The sequence below is a fragment of the Nitrosomonas sp. genome, from assembly GCF_024282095.1.
Lineage (GTDB): Bacteria > Pseudomonadota > Gammaproteobacteria > Burkholderiales > Nitrosomonadaceae > Nitrosomonas.
This window is the reverse complement of the sequence record NZ_JAMWZS010000002.1, coordinates 127,154-151,908: the sequence shown is the minus strand read 5'-3', so window position 1 is coordinate 151,908 and position 24,755 is coordinate 127,154. Positions and strand designations below refer to the sequence as shown.

Genomic DNA, 24,755 nt, shown 5'->3' with positions numbered 1-24,755 from the left:
ATTACCCGGACTGAAAAAAACCCATGAAATCCGTTTGTCATACATGCTTGCTGCGACTACTGCAGATCGTGCTGATCCTGAGTATCCTTACCGGCTGCATATCACCGCTGGCGTTGAATCGCGCCGTGTTGGCGTATGACGACGCCGTCACCGACGCCTTGTCTCAGCAGCTACTGATCAATATCGTACGTGCTCATCACCGTCAGCCAATTCATTTCACCGCAGTGTCGAATATCGCGGCTACCTTTAATTTTCAAGCCAATGCAGGTGCAATGCCTGCACTGGGAGGACTTGCGGGCACATCGATACTGCCGGTTTTTGGCGGCAGTGTTGCGGAAAGTCCCACCATCAGCATCGTTCCAATCGAAGGGGAAGATTTTACCAAGCGCTTGCTCACACCCTTTCCACAGAGCAAACTAACTTTGCTGCTGCGCCAGCGTTTTGATGTTGATCTGTTATTACGCATGATGGCGCAGGAAGTGCGCTTGTTGCAGGACGAACAGCGTAACGTCTATCACAACAGCCCGGCGGACACGGGCGGTTATGAGATGTTTCGCCGGGTAGTATTGCACCTTTCGGCGATTCAGGATCGCAATCAATTATACGCTGAGCCCTTGCCGTTGATACACACTTGGACGATTCCCGCCAGTTCGATTGCACCCGACAGCTTTCAGTCGCTGCAAAAGGAATTTGTCGTGCATTACAATAACGAAGACAACACTTTTACAATGCGCAAGCAAATTCAGGGACCGATTCTGATTACCAACTATGATCCCGATATGCTCTCCGAAGATGACCGCGAAAAACTCAATGAGCGCGCACGGGAATGGGATGTCAGTGATATTGCTTTCGATATCCGTGCCGGTCACTATGGCGGAGAGTGGCCGATGAATGGGGTTTTCCGGCTGAGAAGCTTCCATGCGATTCTAAGCTTTCTCGGCAAGGCGCTCGGTGACGAACTGGGTTATCACGTGAGAAAGGACCCAAGAACGCCGCCCATCCTTGGCGATGAGAATCCTGATCTGACCATGGGATTCGTGGTTGCCAGTACGCCGCCTGCTGATGCCGATTTCTCTATCCGCTGGAATGACCGCTTTTATGCTGTCAATACCACAGGCCCGCATGCACGCTGGAATCGCGATGCTTTCCAGTTATTGTTTCTGTTGTTTCAGATGACTGTTACTGACATTCCACGTATCGGCGTGCCGAGCATTACGATTGCTAAATAGTTTAGTTTTTTAGAAAAATGCTGAGTAACCCTTATTTGTCATTCCGAACGTAATGAGGAATGCTTGGTTGGAGCGATTCGATGCGTGCTGTTTTCTTTGATTTCGGTTCTGTGACCCGTGGCGATATGGATTGCACGGCGCTGGAGCGAGCGATATCGCCATGGCAGTTTTATCATGACTCTTCCGAACAGGAGGTGTTGGTGCGTATCCGTGCAGCCGAGGTGGTTGTCAGCAACAAAGTATTTATCAGTCGTGCGGCAATTGCGGCGGCGGACCGCCTAAAGCTGATTTGCGTGGCTGCTACCGGGTACAACAATATTGATCTGCAAGCTGCGGCTGAACGCAATATTCCGGTTTGCAATGTGCGCGGTTATGCCACGCCTTCGGTGGTGCAGCATGTGTTGATGCTGATGTTGAATCTGGCGCGCCGTTTTGTCGACTATCAGGAATTGGTGAAACGGGGCGGTTGGCAGGCCAGCACTTTTTTCTGTCCACTGGATTTCGGTATCCAAGAGCTGTCGGGCAAAACGCTTGGCATCATCGGCTACGGCGAACTGGGACATGCGGTGGCGCATATGGCGCAAGCCTTCGGCATGCGGGTATTGATTGCGGAGTATAAGGGTAAACCACCGCGTTCCGACAGAACAGCGTTCGATGACGTGTTGCAGCAGGCGGATTTTATAACGCTGCATTGTCCATTGTCACAAGAAACCCGGCATCTGATCAGCCGCCGCGAATTTGAATTGATGAAACCTTCCGCGTATCTGATCAATACTGCGCGCGGCGGGTTGGTGCATGAGGCGGATTTGTTGCAGTGCTTATCCAGCGGCCGCATTGCCGGTGCCGCCATCGATGTGATACAGGGCGAGCCACCGGGCAAGGATAACTTGATATTGCGGCAGCAACCGGCGAACCTGATTGTCACACCGCATATCGCTTGGGCCAGCCGGGAATCCAGGCAGCGTTTGCTGGATCAATTGGCCGGCAATATCAGCAACTTTCTTCAGCACAAATCGTTTAATCAGATTATTGACGTGCCGGGCTAATATCGGCTGGCGCAAACCATTGGAGTGATCAAAATGCAGAATTGGATTCTTCTTGCCATCGCGATTGTCAGCGAAGTGATTGCAACGTCATGCCTCAAATCGACGGAAGGGTTTACCCGCTTATGGCCGTCGCTGGTGGTTGTAGTTGGTTATCTGCTGGCTTTTTACCTGCTTTCTCTGACGCTCAAAACCATTCCAGTTGGGATAGCCTATGCGATTTGGTCTGGTGTAGGAATCGTATTAATCGCGCTGAGTGGTTGGCTTTTTCTCGGACAATCGCTGGATATTCCCGCTGTGATCGGTCTGACGCTGATCATTGCCGGGGTTGCGGTCATCAACATCTTTTCCCAAACCGTTACACATTAACGAGTGATCAGTATGAGTAAAGCATTCACCAAGGAAAACGAAGATGATGATGATCTCGACGGCACGCCGAAATTACCTCAGGGTGTGAAGAACTATATCACCCCGGCCGGACATCAGCGGTTGAAGGAAGAGTTCGATCAATTGTGGAAAGTAGAGCGCCCGGAATTGGTTAAAACCATTACCTGGGCGGCTTCCAATGGTGATCGTTCGGAAAATGGCGATTACATTTACGGTAAAAGACGCTTGCGCGAAATTGACCGGCGCCTGCGTTTCTTGTCCAAACGGCTGGATAACGCTGAAGTGGTCGATCCCGCCCGGCGCGGTGCATGTGATCAGGTATTTTTCGGTGCCACCGTGACTATCTGTAATGCCAAAGGCGAGGAGCATACCTACAGTATCGTCGGCATGGACGAAGTAGACCCCGGTCGTGGCCGCATCAGTTGGATTTCCCCGCTGGCCAAGGCGCTGCTCAAGGCGCGTGAAGGCGATACGGTGTCGTTGCACACGCCGGTTGGCGTGGAAGAGTTGGAGGTGGTGGAAATTCGCTATGAAACGTTATGAAATTGGATTGTCGTCGCCCACAGTAAGATGGCAATTTGCCTCCGGTTGTTACTTTAAATTTACAACAGTCATGCGGCTGTCGCGATAGCTTTTCACTACCTTTCATTTGAAATTTAATGCAATTAAAAGAAAGCGCTATATTGCATAAGTGCTGGTGGGTTTTCTCACAGAACAATATTCACCACCACTTCATACTGAGCCATCGGTTAGAAGATGGAGGGTATGATGAGTAAGCGCATTGCTTTTATCGTAGTTACATTGCTGGTTTCGATGAATACCTACGGATCCTATTTTAATACGGATCGACCCCAGAAAATAATCGGACCGTTTCTGGCGCAGGTGGAACACATTGAGGAAATCAAAACGTTCAGCAATGCGTTTGGAGTTGCACCGAAAACTGCCAGCGAGATTACGCAATACCTCAATGCCAATACACACCAGATGTTGCCTGTAATCACCATCAGCAGTCTATTGTTTGATAAAGAAACCGGGATGTATCGCGATGATTCGGATGCGATCATCGATGCGATACAAAAGTCCAGCATACGCCCCGCTGAAATTTTGTTTTTAATGGATGAGCCTCTAGCGGCAGTTAGGGCGGCATGTGAAAAAGGCAAATCCAAAGCTTGTCGCGATGTTGAAAATCGTTATGTAGAAACCTTGTCGACGTTACGATTGGTGGGGCAGCTATTAAGGAAGCAATTCCCAGGGGCCGGTGTGATGCATATCGAGGCTTGGATTGAATTGGTACAGCAAAAGAAACAATATCCCAATGAGAATGTGATCATGCTTGATGATGCGGAGTACTTGGGGTTTGATTGTTATGGTGAATTTGATTACTGTGGGTCATCGGAACATGGTTATAACTCACAAATCGAGTATGGAACATGGGTGTGGGATGCTATGCACGCACTGGAATCAACTAATTCGATAGGGCGCAAGATGTTTTTAGTGACCGGAGCATTTCTGGCAGACCATAGCTTTGACAGTGCTGAAACAATACTGAAGCAAATGTACACTTATGCTTACGTATTGAGTCAACACGATAAGCTTGGTGGGTTGGGGATTTTCTTATGGAGTGACATGATCGAGAATGGCACGCTTTTTACCGGGGCAAGGAGCATTCGTGATATTGCTGATTTTATAGTTCTTATTGCTCAGTACTTTGGGGTGGGAAATAAAACTGAACAGTGAGTTTTTTACTGTATTCTAAGTTGGCGGTTGGCATCGTTACTTCCAGCCGGAGACTGGAAGTAACTGAGAGAAGTTAACGTTGATTTGCTTTAAGCTGCTTACAAATTGAAAACGATCATCCCCGCTGTGATGGAGTCTATATTCACATTGACAAGTTCAATAGATGCAGCGCCGCCTACGAATTCAACGGTAAAGCCGCTATCGCCACGGTCATCAAGGCCGGTGATATACGGGGTCAATTCCGAGAGTTGATGGATCCCGAGTATTTCTGAATCGAAGAACAAGCGGTCTTGACCCAGTGTAAAATCGGTAATTTCAAACGTGCCTACGCCATAGAATCCAAATGTGTCGAAGCCTTCGCCACCAGTGAGTCTGTCGTAGTCTCCAGCCGGTTGGCCAGGTGGGACGGGTGTGTTAGCCGGGATGCTACCGCCTGCGCGCAGAATATCGTCTCCTGCACCACCAAACAGCTTCTCGGTGCCTTCTTGTCCGTCCAGATCGTCATTGCCGTCTCCGCCATTCAATATGCCGTTGCCGAGACCTTCTCTCAGGATATCGTTGCCGCCCGCACCTCTTATTTCATCATTGCCTGAACCACCGGTCAGATCATTGTCTGTGCTGTCGCCGTTATTGTCTAAGTCATCGCCGATGATCAATAAATCATTGTCACTGAATCCTGCAGATCCAAGTCCTTCAAAAGGGAAGCCATCAATAAACTTGATGCTTCCTGAGCCCAGGCTCGGGCGGGGATCACGGGTTATTGCCATAATGTTGTCTCCTAATGTGTTGCTGCATTAAAGCTTTTTATGGATTACGAACATTTCTAAAAACCCAAACCGTATCAAACATTGATTATTTGCAAAAACATAGACGGCCTGAAATTCTGAATTTCCGGAGATGCTCGCTGATTTATACAATCATTTTGTTTATCATCTCATTAAAGGGGAAAAACACTAATGAGAATTATTCCTATTATAGTGAATAATCGTTAAAATGCAATGTTTAATATTAGACATGCGCTATGCTTGTATGAAACGCATAATTTATGAATAAAAACAAAATGATCGACGATAAGCTATGAGCAAGAAGCTGGATGAATTGTTGCTGCGGGCGAGGGATTTAATCTCCGCAGGCAAGCTGAACGACGCGGATAGGATTCTGGAGCCATTAAAAAACGACTATCCGTTATCACAGGATGTTGCGCGATTGTGGTGCTCGCTGGCAATGCGCACTGATCGCACCGCCGATGTGCCGGCTTATGCAGCAAAGATTTATGCACATGTACAGAGTGATTTTCATAAAACGCATTGGGCGCATGTTCTGGGAACAGCAAATTTCATTTTATTGGATTTATCCGCTGCACACGGTCATTTTGTCCGTGCTTTAGATCATTTGCTGGTATTGGCGAAAGCGGGGAAGATTCCGCCCCATCGGGAAAAAAAGAAAACCCGGCAATCCGATGAAAATATATTTGTTTCTGGGAAAGCAGAGAAGCTATTGTGGACGACTTGTGCGCAATTGGCCGAATTGGGAATTCCGGCGTTTCCTTATGCGGGGACTTTACTGGGTCTGGTGCGCAACGGATGTTTGCTGGATTTTGACAAGGACTTGGACATTGCGGTATGGATGGAATCCTGGGATGCGTGTTGCGCTGTACTGGAACAGGCCGGGTGGGTCAGACCCCCGATGCGGATTGACTATGCGAGTTATCGCGATTATGTGCATCCGGAATTGGGGGTGACGCTGGATGTTTGCGGTTTGCAGACGAGAGGACAACAGTTAGTAGGCGGTTTTTCGTTACCTGATCATCCCGCTGACTATCAGCGCGTGTCGGTTTTTCCTCGGTTTGATTTGGTGCAGCGCAGTACTGACTACGGCCCAGTCTGGTTTCCGCAGCAACCGGAAACAATCCTGACGGCATTTTATGGAGACTGGCGCACACCGAATCCGCATTGGGATACGGTGATATCTGCGCTCAATCTGGAAAGCTTCACTTTGCTGGTGCGCTGTTACGCGTATCACAGGTTGGTGCAATGCTGGTTAATCGGCGATTTGGCTAAAGCCTGGTGCTATGCACATCAGGTCGCTTTGAAGGATCCCGATGATGTATGGGCGCTGCGCAGCCGTCAGTGGTTAGAATGGGCCATGACGCGTTTAAACCGGGAAATTCCCGTGTGGCCGAGAAATCAGCAGCAAAAACGCGTGTATACCCGCATGGTGGCTGATCTGTTTCACGAAGGCCATGTCAATTTTTTACGGGCGGCCCGCGCATTGGGCACGCATTTGACGGTCTGCGTGGTTTCCGATGAGCGCGTGGTGGAAAATAAGGGCAAGTTGCCGGTCATGAAACAGGCTGAACGTGCGATGGTCGTTGCCGCCTGCAAATATGTGGATGCCGTCATGACCGAAACCCCGGCGAATGTTTCTGCAGAATTTATGCAACAGCATGGTTTCGATATTTATACCTTCGCATGCGCATCGGAACAGGAACGCTTGGATAAATACAAACTCTGCGAGTCATTGCCAGCCGAAATGATTCATGAACTAACGTACACGCCCGGTATTTCAACATCCGATCTGGTCATGCGCATTCTGGAAGGTGCGGGAAGTAGGGAAGTGAGCACAAAGAATCAGTAGGGATCTATAACAGGCCGTTGAAAAACTATCTGCGTTGCCGCTACGGTGTTAAAAACAGGCTCAAAATGCTCATTTATTACACATAAACTGCGCTTTCTCGCCTGTTTTTGCCTGGTATCGGCTGCCTCGAAAACGTTTTTCAACGGCCTGATAAGGACTTTATGTGTTGAATAAACAGAATCAATCCGGTTTCTGAATTCCATATAATTTCATCCGGTAAGCAAATGTAGAAGGCTTAATGCCCAGTAGTTCCGCGGCACCGTCTGTACCGGATATACGCCAGTCTGCGTGTTGTAAGGCCGCGTACATGTTTATTTTTTCTTTCTCACGAAAAACGGCGTCTGTTACGAACGCTGTTTCTTCGGATGGTATATATACCTGGGTTTGCTTGGTTTCATGATTGCCGGGCATCGCAAGATCGAGTCGGAGTCGCTTGCCTTTTGTAAGAATGACAGCTCGCTCAATGACGTTCTTGAGCTCCCTGATATTGCCCGGCCAATGATATTTACTCAAGCTATCCAGCTGTTGCTGGGTCAATGATAAAGCGTCATGCCCCAGTTCTGTACAGATGCTATCCAGGAAATGGGTGGCTAACGGGCCGATATCTTTGACACGCTCCCGCAATGGCGGTACTTCGATAGGAAAAACACTTAGGCGATAATACAAGTCTTCACGAAACCGCCCGGCATCGACTTGAGCCTTTAAATCACGGTTGGTTGCCGCAATAATGCGTACATCAATTTTGATCGTTCTATCATCTCCCACGCGTTCAAATTCATGCTCTTGTAATACGCGTAATAATTTTCCTTGTGAATCCAAAGGGATCTCACCGATTTCATCAAGAAACAGGGTGCCGCCTGCAGCCAGATGAAAACGTCCGACCCGGTCGCGATGAGCGCCGGTAAATGATCCGCGTACATGCCCAAAGAACTCGCTCTCAAAAAGATTCTTTGGGATAGAGGCGCAATTTACTTTCACAAGTTGCTTGTCAGCTCTGGTGCTATTTGCATGAATTGCACGTGCAACCATTTCTTTTCCAACACCTGATTCACCCAGAATCAGCACACTTGTCGGCATTTTGGCAACGGCTTCAATTTGGGCAAGCGTACGTTTTAAGGCTTGGCTTTCGCCAATGATCTCACCGAAGTTGATGGTGATATTGATTTCATCACGTAGATAGTCACGCTCATCTTCTAGCAAATCTTTCAGGATCTTGATCTGCTCATAGGCGATTTCACGCTGCTGCTCGTTCTTTTTGCGCTCAGTAATATCCCGGAAGATAACTACTGCTCCTTTGAGTTTATTGTCTTCCAGAATCGGTGTGCTGGTATATTCAACAGGAACTGCAGTACCGTCGGTATGCCAAAAAACCTCGTCATCGCCATGATGCACTTTGCCGTCTTTGATGGCTGCATAAATCGGACATTCGCTACTTGGGTAAGGTGAACCGTCAGGATAGGAATGATGGTGGATGTCGTGTAATGGTTTGCCGATCACATCGGCGCCACGCCAGCCCAATATTTGAGTTGCAGCTTCGTTAACGAAGATGGTATTGCCTTGGGAATCCACTCCGTAGACGCCTTCTCCGGCCGCATTCAGGATCAATTCGTGAATGGTTTGTAAGCGCCGCAATTCATTGGATGTTTGACTGTATCCAGTGATATCACTGAATACCAATAACACCCAAACTTGCTTATCATGCGCCGGTTGCACGCGCCAGGCCGATAATAATCCCCGGTGTGATAGTTCGATAGCATGATGCTTGGTTAATAAAGTAGCCGGAATTTCTTTTATCACATGGCCTTCATGTGCCACTTGTTTGATCTGACTCAGAAGTGCGGATTCATTATGCAAGTCATCGAATAATTCTTCGACAGACAAGGTAACTGTGTCTGTTGTGCCAAAATTCAGATAGTTGCGCCAGGTTTGGTTGATTTCGCGACAAATCAGTGTGTCATCCATCATCGCAAGAAACAAGGGGGAATCTTGGAATAGTATTTTAAAAGTATTGATCATTACAAAATGATTCTCAAATTTCTGTGAATTCTATCTCAAAATATTGACAATCACAAATTATTGTTTCTGTAAATTTATAATAAATGTATATTAATCATGATATTAATTTTGGCATGGTTAATGCTAAATATATTCTGGAAATGAAAGTTTATGAGTTCAGATATTTTAAAATAGGAGAAGGATGCTATGATTTTTTTGTGGATACAATGCTGTAACCGCTTTATTGAAACTTGGCCTTATCATTGGTATCAACAGTCTTACAAAATCAAAGGAAATTTAATTGATGAAAAAAATAACTTATTCACACCTTCATTGGTGACTACTGTACGAACAAAGAAGATTCTGCTAATAAGTATTCGCGGATCATTACTTAAAATCAGCTTTGTAGGAATGATGTGCCTGATTTTCCAGGCGCATGCGACGAATCCATCTCCGGCAAATACCAATACGCCAGCCACTGCACCAGCCACGGCAACTGCTGCAACCAGCACAGCGAGCGGAGTTTTTGATAAATCAAAAGTACCGCCAGTCACTGCAGCATCGCGTCCCGGTTTATTCATGTTGCCTCCCACTGGATCCGGTTATTACTCATTCTGGGACATGGTCACGAGTAACAAGCGTGAGAAACCACCGGTTGCGCCTTATGCACCCTTTGCACTAATGACTACGCCAGCCTACGACATCGACTTTCGTTACCTGGATACTGCGGGGCACGAAAAAGATATTTTTGATCCGATCAAGAGAATGCATTTGGGTAGTGATTGGTTGCTGGCTTTTGGCGGTAATTTCTGGTATCGCTACACGAATGAAACAGACAGTCGTTTAAATGCAGCCGGTACTGACAATAGTTTTCATTTGCTACGTACACGATTTCACGCGGATTTATGGTATCGGGATAAGGTGCGATTATTTGCTGAATTTATTGACGCTCGTATCCTCGGCGCTGATTTACCTCCGTTAGCGACGGATAGGAACCATACCGATATGCTAAATCTGTTCACCGATATCAAACTGGCCAATGTGAATAATGGTCCCGTTTATGTTCGCGTAGGGCGGCAAGAATTATTATATGGTTCACAAAGATTGATTTCCACTTTGGACTGGGTCAACACCCGTAGAACCTTTCAAGGGGTAAAAACTTTCTGGCGTACACCTGAATGGGATGTTGATGCATTCTGGGTACGTCCGATGATTACCGAAAAAGGTAATTTTGATAATTGGGATACGCAACAGAATTTTTATGGTTTGTGGGCTACTCATAAACCGAAACCGGGTCACTTGATTGATCTCTACTTCCTGAGTCTGGAAAACAACCGTAATCTAGGCGCAGCCAGTGTATTGACGGGAAATATTCTGCAAGGTAATTCCCATGTTCATACGTTAGGTAGCCGTCTTGCTGGAAATTTTGACAATTTCCTGTATGAATTGGAAGGGATGTATCAGTTTGGTCAACGGTCCAACCTGGATGTTTCTGCTTTTGCCGTAGCCACTGGTGTAGGTTACCGTTTGCCGCTGCCGATGAACCCGCAAGGTTGGATACGTTATGATTTCGCATCTGGTGACAGCAACTCTACCGATGCTAGAAGCAATACATTCAATCAACTTTTTCCATTCGGTCATTATTATTTAGGTTTCCTGGACCGGGTTGGGCGCCAAAATATGCATGATATTAATGCACAATTTACCTTACATCCAATGCCATGGATTACCTTTATTTCCCAGTACCATAGATTCTATCTGGCGAATGATCGTGATTATTTGTATAACGCCGCTGGCTTGGCCACACTCAGAGACATTACAGGTCAGTCAGGTAGTCATGTCGGGGACGAAGTTGATTTCCGACTAAACCTGCATGTGAGCCGCCATCAAGATGTACTGATTGGCTATTCAAAAATGTGGAGTGGTGATTTCCTGAAAAAACAAGTCCCGGGAATTTCGCCTGATCTTTTTTATGTCCAGTACAACATCCGTTTTTGATAAATTAGACAAGGAAATCCTAAATGATGCGCTGCTTCATTCTATTGGTATTTTTCTGTATCACTTGTGTGGCTAATGTTCATGGCGGCACACCGGTCGAAGTGCCTGATACGATGGCTGAGCGCGTTAAGGCTTGTATCATTTGTCATGGCGCTGAGGATAAAGTAGGGCGCGATGCCTATTATCCTCGCATAGCGGGTAAACCCCAGGGATATTTGTTTAATCAGTTACGCAATTTCAGAGATGCTCGGCGCTATTATCAGCCGATGGCCATTCTGCTGGAAAATATGACAGACGAGTACTTGTTGGAAATAGCCCAATACTTTTCTGCGCTACAGTTGCCCTATCCAGCACCTGAGCAGATTCACATGCAACCCGAAGAAATCAAGCTGGCAGAGCGGCTTATCTATTCGGGAAATCCAGAGAAGAATATTCCGGCATGCAACGCCTGTCATGGAGATATTTTGATGGGCGTGGAGCCCGCTATTCCGGGTTTGCTAGGATTGTCTCGCGCGTATATTACTGCACAGCTCGGCGGATGGCGTAACGGAGGCATTATGCGGGGTCAAACAGCGGATTGCATGTCTGAGATTGCACAGCAGTTGACTGACGAAGAAGCCAATGCGATTGCGAAATGGCTGGCGAGTCAATTTGTTTCAGGAAAACCAAGTCCATTCAGTGTGCTTTCACCTGAACTGGCGCATCGCTGCAGCCAAAACATTCTGGAAAACGGAGGTGCAAAATGAGGCATCCAACGATGATATTCATGGCCAGTAGTTGGATATGCATTGCTTTATTATGGGGATGTATCGTATTTGCTGCAGATACGATTACTGACGAACCTGAACGCTCCACCGGAACGCAACAAGTAGTGCATGGTGCTTATTTAGCCCGCGTTGGCAATTGCATGGGATGCCATACGACTAAAAGTGGTCAGCCGTTTGCGGGTGGACGCCGCTTGTCGACATCATTCGGCATCTTCGTGACACCCAATATTACACCCGACAAAGAAACGGGCATTGGCCTTTGGAGTGAGGAAGATTTTTGGCAAGCGCTGCATCAGGGTAAGTCGCGTGATGGGCGGCTGCTTTATCCTGCTTTTCCCTATACCGAATATACTAAGGTGACGCGACAAGATGCCAATGCGATTTTTGCTTATCTGCAATCACTGCCGCCCGTTTCGCAATCCAATCCACCGAACGATATCTTCTTTCCCTATAATTTCAGACCGCTATTAGCGATCTGGCGCGCATTGTATTTCAAAGCAGGTGTTTATCAATTGGATCAATCCCAAAGTGAAGCATGGAATCGCGGTGCTTATTTGGTGCGGGGATTAGGTCATTGTAATGCCTGCCATACTACTCGCAATGTATTAGGTGCCGGTCAGGATGATGCACTGACGGGCGGACAAATCATGGGTATGAATTGGTATGCGCCATCCCTGTCTTCGCAACTGGAAGCGGGTGTGGGTGATTGGACTATCGAAGAAATCGTTACGTTGCTAAAAACGGGCATAACAAAACGCGCCGTAGCTTCAGGTCCCATGGCCACTGTCATAAGACAAAGCCTGCAATATGTATCGCAAGAAGATATTCACGCCATGGCAGTGTATCTAAAATCACTTACAGAAAATGAGAGCGGTAACGCGCCTGGTGTCAGTTTCTCGGTGATGTCGGGTAGCTTACGGAGACATTTGGATTTGGGTGGACAACTGTATGAAAAATATTGTCAAACATGTCATGGCGTTGATGGCAAAGGCATGCCGGGCATTTACCCTGCGCTGGCCGGTAATCGCAGTGTGACGATGAAGTCGCCATTGAATGCCATTCGCAGTGTGTTGAATGGCGGCTATCCACCCACAACGGCGGAAAATCCCCGGCCCTATGGAATGCCACCGTTCCAGCAGATTTTGCGTAATGAAGAAGCAGCACTGGTGGTGTCGTATATCCGCAATGCTTGGGGAAATCGTGGCAGCTTGGTGACGGCAGTGGATGTTGATCGAAGTAAAGGCGGGGGTTATTAGTATTTAACTAAGTAAGATCATCCCCCAACTATACAGGGGATGATCTTAATCACTCACCAGGTTGCAGCGTAACCGGTACCTCAATCGTTTCACCTTGCCGCAGCACGGTGATCTTAACGGTATCGCCAACTTTATAACCATCAATACGCGCAAGTAATTTATCCACTGAATCAATGGATTTGCCTTCAACGGCAACGATGATGTCGTTCGCGATGATGTTGCCTTCCGGTGTGATCGTCGCGCCTTTGAGGCCGGCTAAATCTGCTGCGGATCCAGGACTGATGCTCAATATCACGACGCCGGTTATTTTCAAGCGTTCTGTCAGGCGGTTATTGAGTTTCCCATCGACGGTAATGCCCATCGCCGGGCGAATATATTTGCCTCGGCTGATGACCTGAGGTACTACACGATTGACGGTATCGACGGGCACGGCAAATCCAATGCCGGCGCTGGCGCCGCTGGGGCTGTAAATAGCGGTATTGATACCGATCAGACGACCTGCGGAATCCAATAATGGGCCGCCGGAATTGCCCGGATTGATGGCGGCATCGGTTTGAATCAGGTTGTCGATGGTGCGTCCGTCGCCACTGGGCAGTGCTCTATCCAGCGCTGAAATGATACCGGTTGTCAGTGTCCAATCCAGACCAAAAGGATTGCCAATGGCAAATACTTTTTGTCCGACTCTGAGGTCGTGACTGCTGCCCAGCGGAACGGGCGCAGGCCGTTGGAAGCCAATGCCTATTCTCAGCACGGCAATATCATGTGCCGGACTGGCACCGACCAGGGACGCTTTGTAATCGCGTCCGTCGGCCAGGCGCACAATGGCTTCACTGGCGCCTTTGATGACATGGAAGTTGGTAATGATATGCCCGTGATCATCCCAGATAAAGCCTGAGCCGTTACCGCTGGGGACGGAAAAAATATTGCGCGTCCATGCATCCATGACGCGCTGACGGGTGGTGATGAACACTACCGAGCCGCGTGAATTTTCAAATAACTCAATGGTGCTTTTTTCGTCTTCAGCCAGATTGCCGCGTGCCTGGACTACCCGCGGCTCGGTATTTTCCTTGTCTTTGCCGGTAAAATAATCCGGGTGTAGCGCATCCGGAAAGTAGTGATACAGGAAACTGTGCAGAAACAGCGTCAGCAATACCACCGCCAGTGAAATCCAGATTAAACGGGATAGAAATCCGCTATTGGGCATGAATGCTTGCTCCTTTATTGATTATTGACCATTGTTGTTATTTATTCGCTGTCTGTGCCCATCGCACCAGATCGTGTTCACTCATGGCGCCGGATTGTCGGGCAATTTCCCGGCCGCCGTTAAATAATACCAAAGTCGGGATGCTACGAATGTTGTAACAAGCAGCCAATCCCTGTTCTTCTTCCGTATTGACTTTAACCAGACGCATTCCCGGTTCCAGCGCGGCGGCTGCTTTGGCAAATGCCGGTGCCATCATGCGGCATGGACCGCACCATGGGGCCCAGAAGTCAACCAGTACCGGAATATTATTGTTAGCGATGTGTCGATTGAAGTTGCTTTCAGCGAGTTCAATCGGTTGCGCGGTAAACAGTGCCTGATGGCAAGCGCCGCATTGGGGTGATGCACTGAGGCGGTCAGCCGGTACGCGATTGGTGGCGTGGCAGTGTGGGCACACGATATGTAAAGACATGAGCAGTTTCTCCTTTTAATTCGTTTTTCTAGGGAGCCCTCTAGATAACTGTCATTTCGAGCATAGCGAGAAATCTATCTGGTTAATCCAAAAGATTCCTCACTGCTGTTCGGAATGACAAATGTGGATTACTTGGAGGCTCCTTAGGGAAACTCTGAATAACTGTCATTTCGAGCACAGCGAGAAATCTATAACATTGATTCACAAAGATTCCTCACTTTGTTCGGAATGACAAATATGAATTATTCAGAGTTTCCTTAGCAAGCACCTTTCTAATCTTCATCCAGTTTGGCTGCTTTCAGGCGGGCGCGCAGCAACTCAATTTCTTCGATCATGTCGGCGACCAAGCCAGCCAATTCCGGATTGCACTCGAAGTTTCTCTCAACCGCGATGATTCTTTTGACGCGCATGAAGCTGCGGCTGTCGAATAGCCATGAAGCAGGATCGGCAGTACGCGGATCCTCACTCAGCAACAGACCCCATTGAACGCGCTCAATCACCCATTCACGGCTGACCTGGCAGCTTCTTGCCAGCTCATCCAGGCTGAGCCTGGTATCCTCAAGTAAAATGGCATCAATTTCGTGCGACATGGCTCAGACTCCGAGATGTTGGCGCGGATTGAACGCTAATTCCTGCGCCATGGTTTGGTAGAACTCGCGTTCTTTGGGTGTAGTAACAGGTGGTAACACAACTTCCAACACCAGATACAGGTCGCCGGGATTGGCGGCGGGGATGCCGCGTCCTTTTAATCGCAGCTTGCGGCCTGATTGGGAGTTCTCCGGCACTCGCACTTCCACCAAGCCGTCCGGCACCGGTATTTTGACTGTGGTACCCAACGCAGCTTCCCAGGGTGCGACCGGCAGCGTGGCGTAGACATCCTTGTTTTCAATCCGGTAACGGCTGTGCGGTTTGAAATGAACTTCCAGGAACAAGTCTCCGGCGGCTTCCCCGGCATGGCCCGGGCCGCCCTGTCCGGCCAGCCGGATTACCTGTCCGGCATGCACGCCTTTGGGAATGCGGACGTTCAGTGTATGTTCGGCAAGCACGGTGTGTCCCTGATTGTCGAGTTTGGGCATGCGCAGCGTCAGGCTGCGAGTGGCCCCGTGGTAAGTATCTTCCAGGTCGAGCATGATTTTGGCGTGATGGTCTTGGCCGCGCATGCGGTGGTGAGCTTGCCGGGCGCCTTCGCCCATTTGTTTGCCGAATAATTCCGCAAAGAAATCACTGAAATCTGCGGCCTGGGCGCCGCCAAATCCCTGCCCGCTGAATTCAAAACCTGCGTCCCAGCCAGGTGGCGGCTGAAAATCGCTGCCTGCCTGAAATCCTCGTTGTCCCAGTTGATCATAAGCCGCGCGTTTTTCCGGATCGGAAAGCACTGCATACGCTTCATTCACCTCTTTCATTTTGTGCTCGGCGTCAGTTTCCTTGGAAACATCCGGGTGATACTTACGCGCCAAACGACGAAATGCTTTTTTGATTTCTTCTGCCGTTGCCTCGCGTGAAACGCCAAGTGTCTGGTAATAATCCTTGAATTCCAAATCAGTTCTCCCTGTTTGTCACGCTGTCACATCATCAATATTATGATTGCTTTAAATCCGATCGTGAAGCTTATTTGCGAACATTAAAATCTGCTACGTATTTGCGTTCAAATGGGTCCGCTGTGCTGATTTATCAAGTACCTTAAGATACGCTTGTCATGAGCGAATGGTTAACTGAAATAAAGAAGCGTCTGTCTTCGATGTTCAGAACGGTCCGGTTACCTCGAACGTGACGCCATCTTGAGCTAGCCCGGTTTTGCCGCGCTGTGAGCTGAAGTATAAGCGCGAGCCATCGGGACTGAAGGCCGGTCCGGTGATTTCCGAATCGTCATGGCCGATGACTTGTAGCACCGGAACAATCTTATCCACGGTCAGGGCAACGATCTGCATGTTGCCTTTATCTTCGGTCACCAGCAATTCGCCTGCAGCATTGCCGGTGATATTGTCAACACCAGTGAGTACAGGCTGCAGAAATAATGCCGCATTGTAAATAATCATGAGATGGCGATAGCGCACATGATATGCCCATACGCGGTCGTCGCCTTTGGTCGAAAAGTAAACCACATCCTGGTGATACCAAATGCCTTCTCCGCCATCGAATCGAGTGCAATGGGCGATCTGTTTGCGCGTTGGTGTCGTGGTTGCCAGTGGATCGGGGAGAGGGTGCCAGCGTACCTTACCGATACTTCCATCAATGACTTCAGCGACTTCTAAAACTCCGGCGTTCAAATCGGGATTGCCTGCGGCGTCCAATGCGTGTGCGGTATAACGGTACAGGCATCCATCCGGCTCATCTTCGGTGAGATACAGCTGTTTTCTGTGTGTGTCGACCGCCACTGCTTCATGCCTGAATAACCCCAGCGCATTTCTCATGTGCGCCGCTTTCTGACCAAACGGATCACATTCCCACACCCGGCCTTTCTCAATCTCCTCGCACGATAGCCAGGTTTGCCACGGCGTCTGCCCGCCTGCACAGTTGCGATCGGTGTGACTCAAAATACTATAGGCATCAATGAGTTCTCCTTGGCGATTGAACCGTAGTGCACCTACACCGCCTGCTTTATTGTCAATTTCGCTATTCGAGACATAAATCCAGCCACCTTCTGCGGTGGCAAAGATAGCTCCGCCATCCGGAGCCGCATGCCAGCGATAGCCAAAAAGCGTTTGACCGGATTGCGCCACGATACGGGAGGTAAATCCTGCGGGCAAACGCACACCATTTCGATCGGGCGGCAGAAGCTCACCGAGTGATGCCAGCGACAAAGATGCCGCTTGGATGGGATTCGGTAACAGTGTGTTACCAAAAAACGCGCTCAATCCAATAAATCCGTATTGCAATAGCTTGCGGCGTTGTGCGTCAAATGTGTTCATGGTATCAGTAGCCTTAATGAGCCTTTCCACGAGTCATCGGTCTTGTGGTTAGAGATAGTTTACAATACCGGATTATTAAATGACCATTAATTATGAGAACGACTCACAATGATTCAACTACTTAAACCGCTGGTATCTTTTTTGATGTTTTTGATTGTCATGTTTTCGATGAGCACCATTTTGTCGATCACGACCAGCTATCCTACCTGGTTGTGCATGATTTTTTCGCTAGTTTGTGCAGTACTGGCAGGGTGGTCTGCATGGAAACTGGTTGCCGGAGAGAAGATGGGTGCCGGGGTTGCAGCCATCAGTGGTGCGCTGATGCTCGGCGGACTATGTTTTGTAATTGGTTTCTTCGGTCCCATGGCATTTGCTAAAGATACCAGCCAAGGGCCATTGATCGGGCTATTCATTGCCGCGCCATTGGGCGTGATTATGGGGGCGATCGGCGGTTATCTCTATGTTTCCAGGCAGAATGGGGCTGATGGTTGACAGCCTGTCAAAGATTCACAGCGGGATAATGAGGGAAAAGCTGGTGGGATTTTTGCGTTGGATGATCAATTCCGCAGAAATTTGTTCACTTAATAGCTGAACAAGCTGTAAGCCTAGTGTTGCAGTATTTACGATATCAAGTTCTTCCGGTATGCCTATGCCATCATCGCTGACGATAACCTGTAACTTGTTGAATGCCGTATATTTCAGGGTGATATCAATATTGCCGTGGCGGCTTTCATCAAATGCATACTTCATGGCGTTGGTGCACAACTCGTTCAGGATGAGTCCTAAAGGAATACTGATATCGATCGGAAGAAGCACTTGGTCTGTAGTGATATTGATTTGAATTCTGGAGGAATTCAATGCGTAGGAAGCGGAAAGATTACTGACCAAGCTTTGCACCACGCTGGCAAAATCAACATGAGAAAAATCAGATGATTCATATAAAATCTGGTGAATCAACGACATGGACTTTACTCGGTTTTGGCTTTCTTTCAGAATTGATGTGGTCACGTCACTCAAAGACATATCGGATTGCATGCCGAGCAGGCTGTCGATGATTTGCAGATTGTTTTTGACTCTGTGGTGTATTTCCGATAATAACAAGTCTTTTTCTTTTAATGCTGCCTTAAGCCGCTCCTCCTGATGTTTCCGTTCCGTGATATCGATGACTGAAGCCAGTACCATAAAACCCTGAGGTGTTTGTGTCGGATTCAGGCCCACTTCGACCGGAAATTCTTTTCCACTTTTGTGCAGTCCATACAGATCCCTGCCATGGCCCATGGCGCGCGCACTCGGATTTCTTAGGTAATTTTTTCTTAATCCCGGGTGATGTGCACGGTGTGCTTCCGGTATCAGGATTTCAATGGACCGGCCAATCAATTCTTCTCGCGGATGACCAAATAGTGTTTCGGTCGTGGTGTTCACCATGACAATGCATCCCTCATGATTGGTCATGATCATGCCATTGGGGGAAGCCTCTACTGCGAGGCGTATCATTTCTTCGGCATACTTGCGGTCGGTGATATCGACTATCGCAGCCAACACAAAAATGCCATGTTCGGTTTCAATGGGATTGAGACCCACTTCGACCGGAAATTCTTTTCCATTTTTGTGCAGACCATACAGCTCTCTTCCGTGGCCCATTGGGCGGGTTTTTGATTCACCGATATAGGTTCTTCGATACTCAGGGTGCTGTGGACGAAATCGTTCAGGTATGAGTATTTCAAGGGGACTGCCCATGAGTTCCTGCCTTGAATAACCGAATAATTTCTCCGTCATGGAATTCACCATGACAATTTTTCCATCGCAATCGGTCATGATCATGCCGCTGGGAGAAGCTTCTACAGCAAGATACATCATCTCTTCAGTATCATTGAGATTTTCTAATTGTACGATCGGCATGTTGATTTGATCCTCCGTATTTATAAAAATATGTCCAGGAATACGTCTAAGGCTGAATGGCTTGCGGAAGTGTGGTTAATTGGTTGACTAATCCGGGAATTTGTTCCGGGGAGACTGGTTTGCCTAGTAAATAGCCTTGTAGTTCATTACACCCAAGATCGGTTAGAAAATTGACCTGATCCAGTGTTTCGATACCTTCGGCAATCACTTGCAGATTAAGCTTTTGCGCCAGGGCTAGAATAGCTGCTGCAATGGCACAATCATTATTATCATGAGGTATACCCTTGACAAAGCTTTGATCGATTTTTAATCGATTGATCGGAAGATTCTTCAGTGAACTCAGACAGGAGTAGCCGGTACCGAAATCATCAATGGAGATGGATATACCCAGGTTTTCCAGTTGCTCTAAGCAATTGATATAAATTAATTTATCCTGCAGGCAGGATTCCGTGACTTCCAGCTCCAGTAAATGCGGAGGCAGGGAATATTGGTGTAATAGTTCGGCGATAAATTTCTGCAGATGATTATCTGCGAGCTGCCGTATGGAAATATTGACAGCAATCCGCAAATCACACAGTCCTTCCGCACGCCATTGATTGAGCTGCCTACAGGCTTCTGTCAGAATCCAATCGCCAATCTCGACAATCAGTCGACTGGATTCGGCGACAGGAATAATCTCGATTGGAGATAATAGGCCTTTAATAGGATGCTGCCAGCGGATGAGTGCTTCAACGCCGGTTATTTTTCTTTTTATTGGGGAAAATTGTGGTTGATAATGGAGCAGAAACTGGTTTTTTGCCAACGCATGATGGAGCTCCCGTTCTCGAGTCAAATGATAGACTGCTTTTTGCGTAAAAGATGGATGGTAAAAAGCGTAGTTGTTTCGTCCGTTGTTCTTTGCCTCATACATTGCAGTGTCTGCCATCTGCACTAATTCATCCGGAAGCGCAGAATGATCTGGAAAAATGCTAATGCCGATGCTGCAGGATGGCATTATTTCCATATTGTTGATGCTCACCGGTCTGGAAAGATTTTTCAGTATTTTTTCAGCAACTTTTTCAAGCGCTTCATAAGATTCCAAGTTTGTGACGATAATAATAAATTCATCACCGCCCAATCTTCCTAAAGTATCGCTCTGGCGCAGCGCTGAAAGCATTCTTTGAGAAACCAAACATAGCAGCTTATCGCCATTATCATGCCCCAGCGTATCATTGACCCTCTTGAAATTATCCAAATCAATAAACAATACGCCTAGCCGCGAACGTTCCCGTGTTGCTGTGGCCAATGCCTGTTTAAGCCGGTCCATGATCAGCATACGGTTGGGCAGACTAGTCAGGTTATCGTAATAAGCAATATGGGATAGCTGTTCCTCTGATTTTCGAATAATAGTGATATCAGAAATCATGACAACAAACTGCTGCTCCATACCCGCGCCCGCTGGGATGAGGCCGATATTTAGCCACGCATACATCTTTTCCGCATTTTCTTTAAATGCATTGATTTCGCCTTGCCAGTGGCCATATTTTTTGCACGCCTGCCATATTTTGTTATAGGCGGCTTCATGTAGATAATGCTGGGTTAAGAATGGCAACTCTTTATTTTTCAAATCACTTTGCTGAAACCCGGTGATTTTATAGAAGGCTTGGTTGGCACTATCAAACCGCTTTTCCTTGTCAAGAATGATGATACCTTCTGCTGCACATTCAAAAACAGTGGCTGCTTGCGCTAATTTATCCCTTGCGCGACGATTTTCTGTTGTTTCTTGCAAAACACCGACTACCTGATGTATGCCTAAGTCATTATTTGTTAATGACTTGCCATACAATTTATACCAATAATCTTCAGCGGAGCCAGAATTAACGCGAAATTCTATTTCAGCAGTGGTGCTTTTTTTTCTGCGCAATTTATTGATAAAATCAGCTACCTTAGGTTTATCATCGTCATCAATTGTAAGAAAGAAGCTGTTCCAATCGGGTATCGGTTGTAGGTTTCCATCAGGGCTTTTTCCTATGAATACTTCATGAGAATCCTTGATGACCTCCCAGGTACCTAAATGGGCGGCCTCTAAAGCGAGGCGAAAATGTTGTTCATTTTTTTTGAGCAGAATGTCACTTTCATGACGTTCCAAGCTGACTTGGATGATGATGTGTAGTTCTCTATCTGAAAATGGCTTTAGCAAATACCCATAGGGTTTGGTTGTTTTAGCGCGAGTGAGCGTTTTTTCTTCAGAATAAGCCGTCAAGTAAATGATCGGGATACTATGTATTTTTTGTAACATAGCGGCCACTTCGACACCATCAACGTCCCCCTGTATGTGAATGTCCATCAACACAATGTTGGGTAGCTCCTGGTCGATCAATGCAAGCGCCTTATCGCCACTGGCAGCCATGCCTGTGACTTGGTAGCCCAGTTTGGTCAAGCGTCTTTTTAGATCAAGCGCGACTATTCTTTCATCTTCAACGATCAGTATCTTGATGTATCCACTCATCATCATTCCGCCAAACAGGGGTAATTTATATTGAATTATCAGCCGTGACTTTAGGGGTCTCGTTTTTATAAAACTGATGGACTATGAAGCTTGATTTTTTTAACAGGCATGAACAAACACGCCGCATGAACGCGGGTGTTTGACATGCCTCATCCCTATAAGGGAGCAACTTTAAGGGAATGAGTAAGCTAACATAAAAGGGGAAGAGATTAACATCGGTATTGTCCTACATAAAAAACAGCTTGATTCTGTCATGATTCACGTGATAATTTTCTCATAACATGCTGAATATATTATTTTCTATCATGTGCTCACGCGAAATGGAATGGGCAGCATGAGCAGAGTCTGCGAATGAATATGATATTCTTGGTTTGTGTATTCTGTCGGCACTTGAAAAGTAAATAATATTTCCACAAAGCAACTATCATAGAACAATGAGCTAATTGAGCTGGGTATTTTGAATGGATGGGTGCGATTAATATGTCATATGTTAGTAGGTCGTTGAAAAACGTTTTTGAGGCAGCCGGTAACAGGCAAAAGCAAGCGAGAAATCGCAGCTTATGCGCGATCAATGCGCATCTTGAGCCTGTTTCTAACACCGTAGCAGCAACGCAGATAGTTTTTCAACGGCCTGGTATGTCTGTGAGGTCTGATGCAGCGCCGTTGAGAGTTCATTCATCCAGAAAGAACCATTGGTATGGCTGCCTGATGCGTCGATTGGTGTTATTTTTGAGCATGTTGCTAGCCGGTTGTGCGATGGGTCCCGACTATCTGCGCCCGCATATCGATACCGCCGAACAGTTTCGCATCAGCCAGGCGGAGGGGCAATCCATCGCTAATCTTCCGTGGTGGGAGCTGCTGCGCGATGAAGAACTGCAGCGCTTGATCAATCTGGCGTTGCAGGAGAATAAGGATCTCAAACAGGCGGTGGCCAGTGTTGACGAATTCCAGGCACGTTCACGCATTGCATTCATGGATTTTGTGCCTAATATGCAGATTACTGGTAATGCACCGGCGTTCGGTACGCTGAGTGGATTCCAGATTCCGGGATTTCCGACGCCTTTCAACTATTTCGGGCAGACGACCCTGAACTGGGAAATCGATATCTGGGGCAGGATTCGTCGCTCCAACGAAGCAGCTCGAGCGGATTTGATGGCGCGTGAGGAAAATCGCCGCGCCATCGTTCTAGCACTGATCAGCGCAGTGGCGCAGTCATATTTCGATCTGTTGCAATTTGACATACAGCGGGATATTGCCTATCGCGCATTGTCTTCGTGGGAAGAATCGGTCGCCATTTCACGCGCGCAGTTGCAAGGCGGCATCATTTCCCGTCTGGATCTGGATCAGTTCGAGGCAGAGCGCGCCAATGCAGCTTCGCGGGTGGCGGAACTGGAACGCAAAGCGGTGCAGAAGGAAAATGAACTCAGCGTGTTGTTGGGACGAAATCCGGTGTCGATAACGCGCGGGCGTTCGCTTACCGCGCAACTGGTTGCACCTGAGGTGCCGGCTGGTTTGCCTTCCGAGTTGTTGCAGCGGCGCCCGGATATTTTGCGAGCGGAACAAAATCTGGCGGCTGCCACGGCCAGAATCGGCGTCGCTAAGGCATCGCGCTTTCCCAAATTGTCGATTACCGGTTTTCTCGGTGTGGCGAGTCCGGCTTTGTCCAATCTATTGTTATCCGGCAGCGAGTTTGGCGTAGGCGGGCTCGGCTTGGCGGGTCCATTGCTCAATGCACAAAGTCTGGGTTTCGAGCAAAGGGCTGCGGAAGCACAAGCAAGACAGGCGCTGGCACAATACGAACAAACGATCCTGATCGCGTTCAAAGAAGTTGAAGATGCGCTGGTAGCGGTTCGCACCGTCAACGATCAACTGCAAGCACAACAGCAGCAGGTTGAAGCGCTGCACTCGGCTTTGCATGTGGCAAACCTGCGTTATCAGGGCGGCATTACCAGCTATGTGGACGTGTTGCTTGCCAAACGCAATCTGTTTGATGCGGAATTTTCGCTCAGTGCAACACATCGCTTCCGCTTGGTGTCCGTGGTGCAACTCTATAAAGCGTTGGGTGGAGGATGGTCGCCGTGACGCCGCGTGATCGGCACCGGCAGATGGAAAGAAAAAATGCGCTAACGTTGTAGAGTAAAGTTATACTGAATCAGAAATCTTATATCAATAACAGGAGATCATGTTGAGTCGATATCAGATTGCCATTATCGTCGGCAGCCTTCGCAAGGATTCATTCAACGGCAAGCTGGCTAACGCCATTATAAAACTGGCGCCGCCCGAATTTTCATTCAAGCAAGTTCAGATTGGTGATTTGCCGCTCTATAATCAGGACGGTGACACGAACCCGGTCGAAGCGGTGAAACGGTTGAAAGCTGAAATCGTGGCATCGCATGGACTGCTGTTTGTCACACCGGAATACAACCGCTCACTCCCCGGTGTGCTGAAGAATGCGCTTGACCATGCGTCGCGGCCCTATGGGCAGAGCGCGTGGGCGGGTAAACCTGCCGGTATATTGGGTGTTTCTGTGGGTGCTAATGGTACGGCGATGGCGCAGCAGCACTTGCGCAATATTCTTGCTTATTTGGACGTGCCGACACTGGGTCAGCCTGAAGCGTTTATTCAAGTCAAAGATGGATTGTTTGACGCAGATGGAAATATCGGTGCGGGCAGCAAGAATTTTCTGCAAAATTGGATGGATCGATATGTTGCCTGGGTGGATAAACACGCTTGTTGA

General features: G+C 47.9%; 21 protein-coding genes. 12 read left to right on the top strand and 9 right to left on the bottom strand.

Going from position 1 to position 24,755, the window contains the following annotated elements; genetic code table 11:
- Positions 1-23 precede the first annotated feature (23 nt).
- The 5 genes from Q0K92_RS01485 (at position 24) to Q0K92_RS01465 (ending at position 4,396) form a co-directional block, all read left to right on the top strand.
- Positions 24-1,229 carry a hypothetical protein gene (locus Q0K92_RS01485; protein WP_297324025.1) on the top strand — a complete coding sequence of 402 codons (1,206 nt, stop codon included), beginning with the start codon at positions 24-26 and terminating at the stop codon, positions 1,227-1,229.
- An 80-nt stretch (positions 1,230-1,309) separates the two neighbouring features.
- Positions 1,310-2,275 (top strand): 2-hydroxyacid dehydrogenase, encoded by a 966-nt coding sequence (locus Q0K92_RS01480; protein WP_297324024.1) that lies wholly within the window; start codon positions 1,310-1,312, stop codon positions 2,273-2,275.
- A 33-nt stretch (positions 2,276-2,308) separates the two neighbouring features.
- On the top strand, positions 2,309-2,641 hold the full coding sequence (locus tag Q0K92_RS01475; RefSeq protein WP_297324023.1) for an SMR family transporter: 333 nt from the start codon (positions 2,309-2,311) through the stop codon (positions 2,639-2,641).
- Between the two features lie 12 nt (positions 2,642-2,653).
- A complete protein-coding gene (gene greB, locus Q0K92_RS01470) occupies positions 2,654-3,202 on the top strand; it encodes a transcription elongation factor GreB (protein ID WP_297324022.1) in 549 nt (182 codons plus the stop codon).
- Between the two features lie 225 nt (positions 3,203-3,427).
- Positions 3,428-4,396 (top strand): hypothetical protein, encoded by a 969-nt coding sequence (locus Q0K92_RS01465; RefSeq protein WP_297324021.1) that lies wholly within the window; start codon positions 3,428-3,430, stop codon positions 4,394-4,396.
- A 98-nt stretch (positions 4,397-4,494) separates the two neighbouring features.
- On the opposite strand, the gene Q0K92_RS01460 is transcribed toward Q0K92_RS01465, so the two are convergent.
- Complete coding sequence (locus tag Q0K92_RS01460) at positions 4,495-5,163, bottom strand: hemolysin expression modulating protein (RefSeq protein ID WP_297324020.1); 669 nt, start codon at positions 5,161-5,163, stop codon at positions 4,495-4,497.
- Positions 5,164-5,473: 310 nt separating this feature from the next.
- Between Q0K92_RS01460 and Q0K92_RS01455 the strand changes: the two genes are divergently transcribed.
- Positions 5,474-7,033, top strand: coding sequence for an adenylyltransferase/cytidyltransferase family protein (locus Q0K92_RS01455; protein ID WP_297324019.1), 1,560 nt, complete (start codon positions 5,474-5,476; stop codon positions 7,031-7,033).
- A 180-nt stretch (positions 7,034-7,213) separates the two neighbouring features.
- Here the strand turns inward: Q0K92_RS01455 and Q0K92_RS01450 are convergent, their stop codons facing one another.
- Positions 7,214-9,049, bottom strand: a complete 1,836-nt coding sequence (locus tag Q0K92_RS01450; protein ID WP_297324018.1) for a sigma 54-interacting transcriptional regulator — start codon at positions 9,047-9,049, stop codon at positions 7,214-7,216.
- Between the two features lie 390 nt (positions 9,050-9,439).
- On the opposite strand from Q0K92_RS01450, the gene Q0K92_RS01445 reads away from it, so the two are divergent.
- Genes Q0K92_RS01445 through Q0K92_RS01435 form a run of 3 tightly spaced genes read left to right on the top strand, consistent with a single transcriptional unit; the run spans position 9,440 to position 13,049 of the window.
- Complete coding sequence (locus Q0K92_RS01445; RefSeq protein ID WP_297324017.1) at positions 9,440-11,026, top strand: alginate export family protein; 1,587 nt, start codon at positions 9,440-9,442, stop codon at positions 11,024-11,026.
- 23 nt (positions 11,027-11,049) lie between these two features.
- Positions 11,050-11,772: a cytochrome c4 gene (locus Q0K92_RS01440; RefSeq protein ID WP_297324016.1), complete on the top strand. Its 723-nt coding sequence runs from the start codon at positions 11,050-11,052 to the stop codon at positions 11,770-11,772.
- Positions 11,769-13,049, top strand: coding sequence for a cytochrome c (locus Q0K92_RS01435; protein ID WP_297324015.1), 1,281 nt, complete (start codon positions 11,769-11,771; stop codon positions 13,047-13,049). The genes Q0K92_RS01440 and Q0K92_RS01435 overlap by 4 nt, the downstream gene beginning before the upstream one ends.
- Positions 13,050-13,098: 49 nt before the next feature.
- Here the strand turns inward: Q0K92_RS01435 and Q0K92_RS01430 are convergent, their stop codons facing one another.
- From Q0K92_RS01430 to Q0K92_RS01410, 5 genes are all read right to left on the bottom strand, one after another.
- Complete coding sequence (locus tag Q0K92_RS01430) at positions 13,099-14,253, bottom strand: trypsin-like peptidase domain-containing protein (RefSeq protein WP_297324014.1); 1,155 nt, start codon at positions 14,251-14,253, stop codon at positions 13,099-13,101.
- 37 nt (positions 14,254-14,290) lie between these two features.
- Entirely contained in the window at positions 14,291-14,728 is a 438-nt protein-coding gene (gene trxC / locus Q0K92_RS01425; protein WP_297324038.1) for a thioredoxin TrxC, read from the bottom strand.
- 266 nt (positions 14,729-14,994) lie between these two features.
- Complete coding sequence (locus Q0K92_RS01420) at positions 14,995-15,312, bottom strand: chaperone modulator CbpM (protein ID WP_297324013.1); 318 nt, start codon at positions 15,310-15,312, stop codon at positions 14,995-14,997.
- Positions 15,313-15,315: 3 nt separating this feature from the next.
- Positions 15,316-16,260, bottom strand: coding sequence for a DnaJ C-terminal domain-containing protein (locus tag Q0K92_RS01415; RefSeq protein ID WP_297324012.1), 945 nt, complete (start codon positions 16,258-16,260; stop codon positions 15,316-15,318).
- Between the two features lie 204 nt (positions 16,261-16,464).
- On the bottom strand, positions 16,465-17,631 hold the full coding sequence (locus Q0K92_RS01410; protein WP_297324011.1) for an alkaline phosphatase PhoX: 1,167 nt from the start codon (positions 17,629-17,631) through the stop codon (positions 16,465-16,467).
- 108 nt (positions 17,632-17,739) lie between these two features.
- Here Q0K92_RS01410 and Q0K92_RS01405 point away from each other — a divergent pair, with 108 nt between their 5' ends.
- Positions 17,740-18,123 (top strand): multidrug ABC transporter permease, encoded by a 384-nt coding sequence (locus Q0K92_RS01405; RefSeq protein ID WP_297324010.1) that lies wholly within the window; start codon positions 17,740-17,742, stop codon positions 18,121-18,123.
- A 15-nt stretch (positions 18,124-18,138) separates the two neighbouring features.
- On the opposite strand, the gene Q0K92_RS01400 is transcribed toward Q0K92_RS01405, so the two are convergent.
- The gene (locus Q0K92_RS01400) at positions 18,139-19,530 is read right to left on the bottom strand and encodes a PAS domain S-box protein (RefSeq protein WP_297324009.1); all 1,392 of its coding nucleotides are present in this window, start codon (positions 19,528-19,530) and stop codon (positions 18,139-18,141) included.
- A 46-nt stretch (positions 19,531-19,576) separates the two neighbouring features.
- Positions 19,577-22,018 carry an EAL domain-containing protein gene (locus Q0K92_RS01395; protein ID WP_297324008.1) on the bottom strand — a complete coding sequence of 814 codons (2,442 nt, stop codon included), beginning with the start codon at positions 22,016-22,018 and terminating at the stop codon, positions 19,577-19,579.
- Positions 22,019-22,498: 480 nt separating this feature from the next.
- On the opposite strand from Q0K92_RS01395, the gene Q0K92_RS01390 reads away from it, so the two are divergent.
- Positions 22,499-24,100 carry an efflux transporter outer membrane subunit gene (locus Q0K92_RS01390; RefSeq protein WP_297324007.1) on the top strand — a complete coding sequence of 534 codons (1,602 nt, stop codon included), beginning with the start codon at positions 22,499-22,501 and terminating at the stop codon, positions 24,098-24,100.
- Positions 24,101-24,203: 103 nt separating this feature from the next.
- Positions 24,204-24,755: an NAD(P)H-dependent oxidoreductase gene (locus Q0K92_RS01385; RefSeq protein ID WP_297324006.1), complete on the top strand. Its 552-nt coding sequence runs from the start codon at positions 24,204-24,206 to the stop codon at positions 24,753-24,755.

Bases quoted from the DNA above. Each gene is read 5' to 3' on its own strand.
- Q0K92_RS01485 (WP_297324025.1), top strand. From the start codon at position 24: ATGAAATCCGTTTGTCATACATGCTTGCTGCGACTACTGCAGATCGTG.
- Q0K92_RS01480 (WP_297324024.1), top strand. From the start codon at position 1,310: ATGCGTGCTGTTTTCTTTGATTTCGGTTCTGTGACCCGTGGCGATATG.
- Q0K92_RS01475 (WP_297324023.1), top strand. From the start codon at position 2,309: ATGCAGAATTGGATTCTTCTTGCCATCGCGATTGTCAGCGAAGTGATT.
- greB (WP_297324022.1), top strand. From the start codon at position 2,654: ATGAGTAAAGCATTCACCAAGGAAAACGAAGATGATGATGATCTCGAC.
- Q0K92_RS01465 (WP_297324021.1), top strand. From the start codon at position 3,428: ATGAGTAAGCGCATTGCTTTTATCGTAGTTACATTGCTGGTTTCGATG.
- Q0K92_RS01460 (WP_297324020.1), bottom strand. From the start codon at position 5,163: ATGGCAATAACCCGTGATCCCCGCCCGAGCCTGGGCTCAGGAAGCATC.
- Q0K92_RS01455 (WP_297324019.1), top strand. From the start codon at position 5,474: ATGAGCAAGAAGCTGGATGAATTGTTGCTGCGGGCGAGGGATTTAATC.
- Q0K92_RS01450 (WP_297324018.1), bottom strand. From the start codon at position 9,049: ATGATCAATACTTTTAAAATACTATTCCAAGATTCCCCCTTGTTTCTT.
- Q0K92_RS01445 (WP_297324017.1), top strand. From the start codon at position 9,440: ATGATGTGCCTGATTTTCCAGGCGCATGCGACGAATCCATCTCCGGCA.
- Q0K92_RS01440 (WP_297324016.1), top strand. From the start codon at position 11,050: ATGATGCGCTGCTTCATTCTATTGGTATTTTTCTGTATCACTTGTGTG.
- Q0K92_RS01435 (WP_297324015.1), top strand. From the start codon at position 11,769: ATGAGGCATCCAACGATGATATTCATGGCCAGTAGTTGGATATGCATT.
- Q0K92_RS01430 (WP_297324014.1), bottom strand. From the start codon at position 14,253: ATGCCCAATAGCGGATTTCTATCCCGTTTAATCTGGATTTCACTGGCG.
- Q0K92_RS01420 (WP_297324013.1), bottom strand. From the start codon at position 15,312: ATGTCGCACGAAATTGATGCCATTTTACTTGAGGATACCAGGCTCAGC.
- Q0K92_RS01410 (WP_297324011.1), bottom strand. From the start codon at position 17,631: ATGAACACATTTGACGCACAACGCCGCAAGCTATTGCAATACGGATTT.
- Q0K92_RS01405 (WP_297324010.1), top strand. From the start codon at position 17,740: ATGATTCAACTACTTAAACCGCTGGTATCTTTTTTGATGTTTTTGATT.
- Q0K92_RS01400 (WP_297324009.1), bottom strand. From the start codon at position 19,530: ATGCCGATCGTACAATTAGAAAATCTCAATGATACTGAAGAGATGATG.
- Q0K92_RS01395 (WP_297324008.1), bottom strand. From the start codon at position 22,018: ATGAGTGGATACATCAAGATACTGATCGTTGAAGATGAAAGAATAGTC.
- Q0K92_RS01390 (WP_297324007.1), top strand. From the start codon at position 22,499: ATGTCATATGTTAGTAGGTCGTTGAAAAACGTTTTTGAGGCAGCCGGT.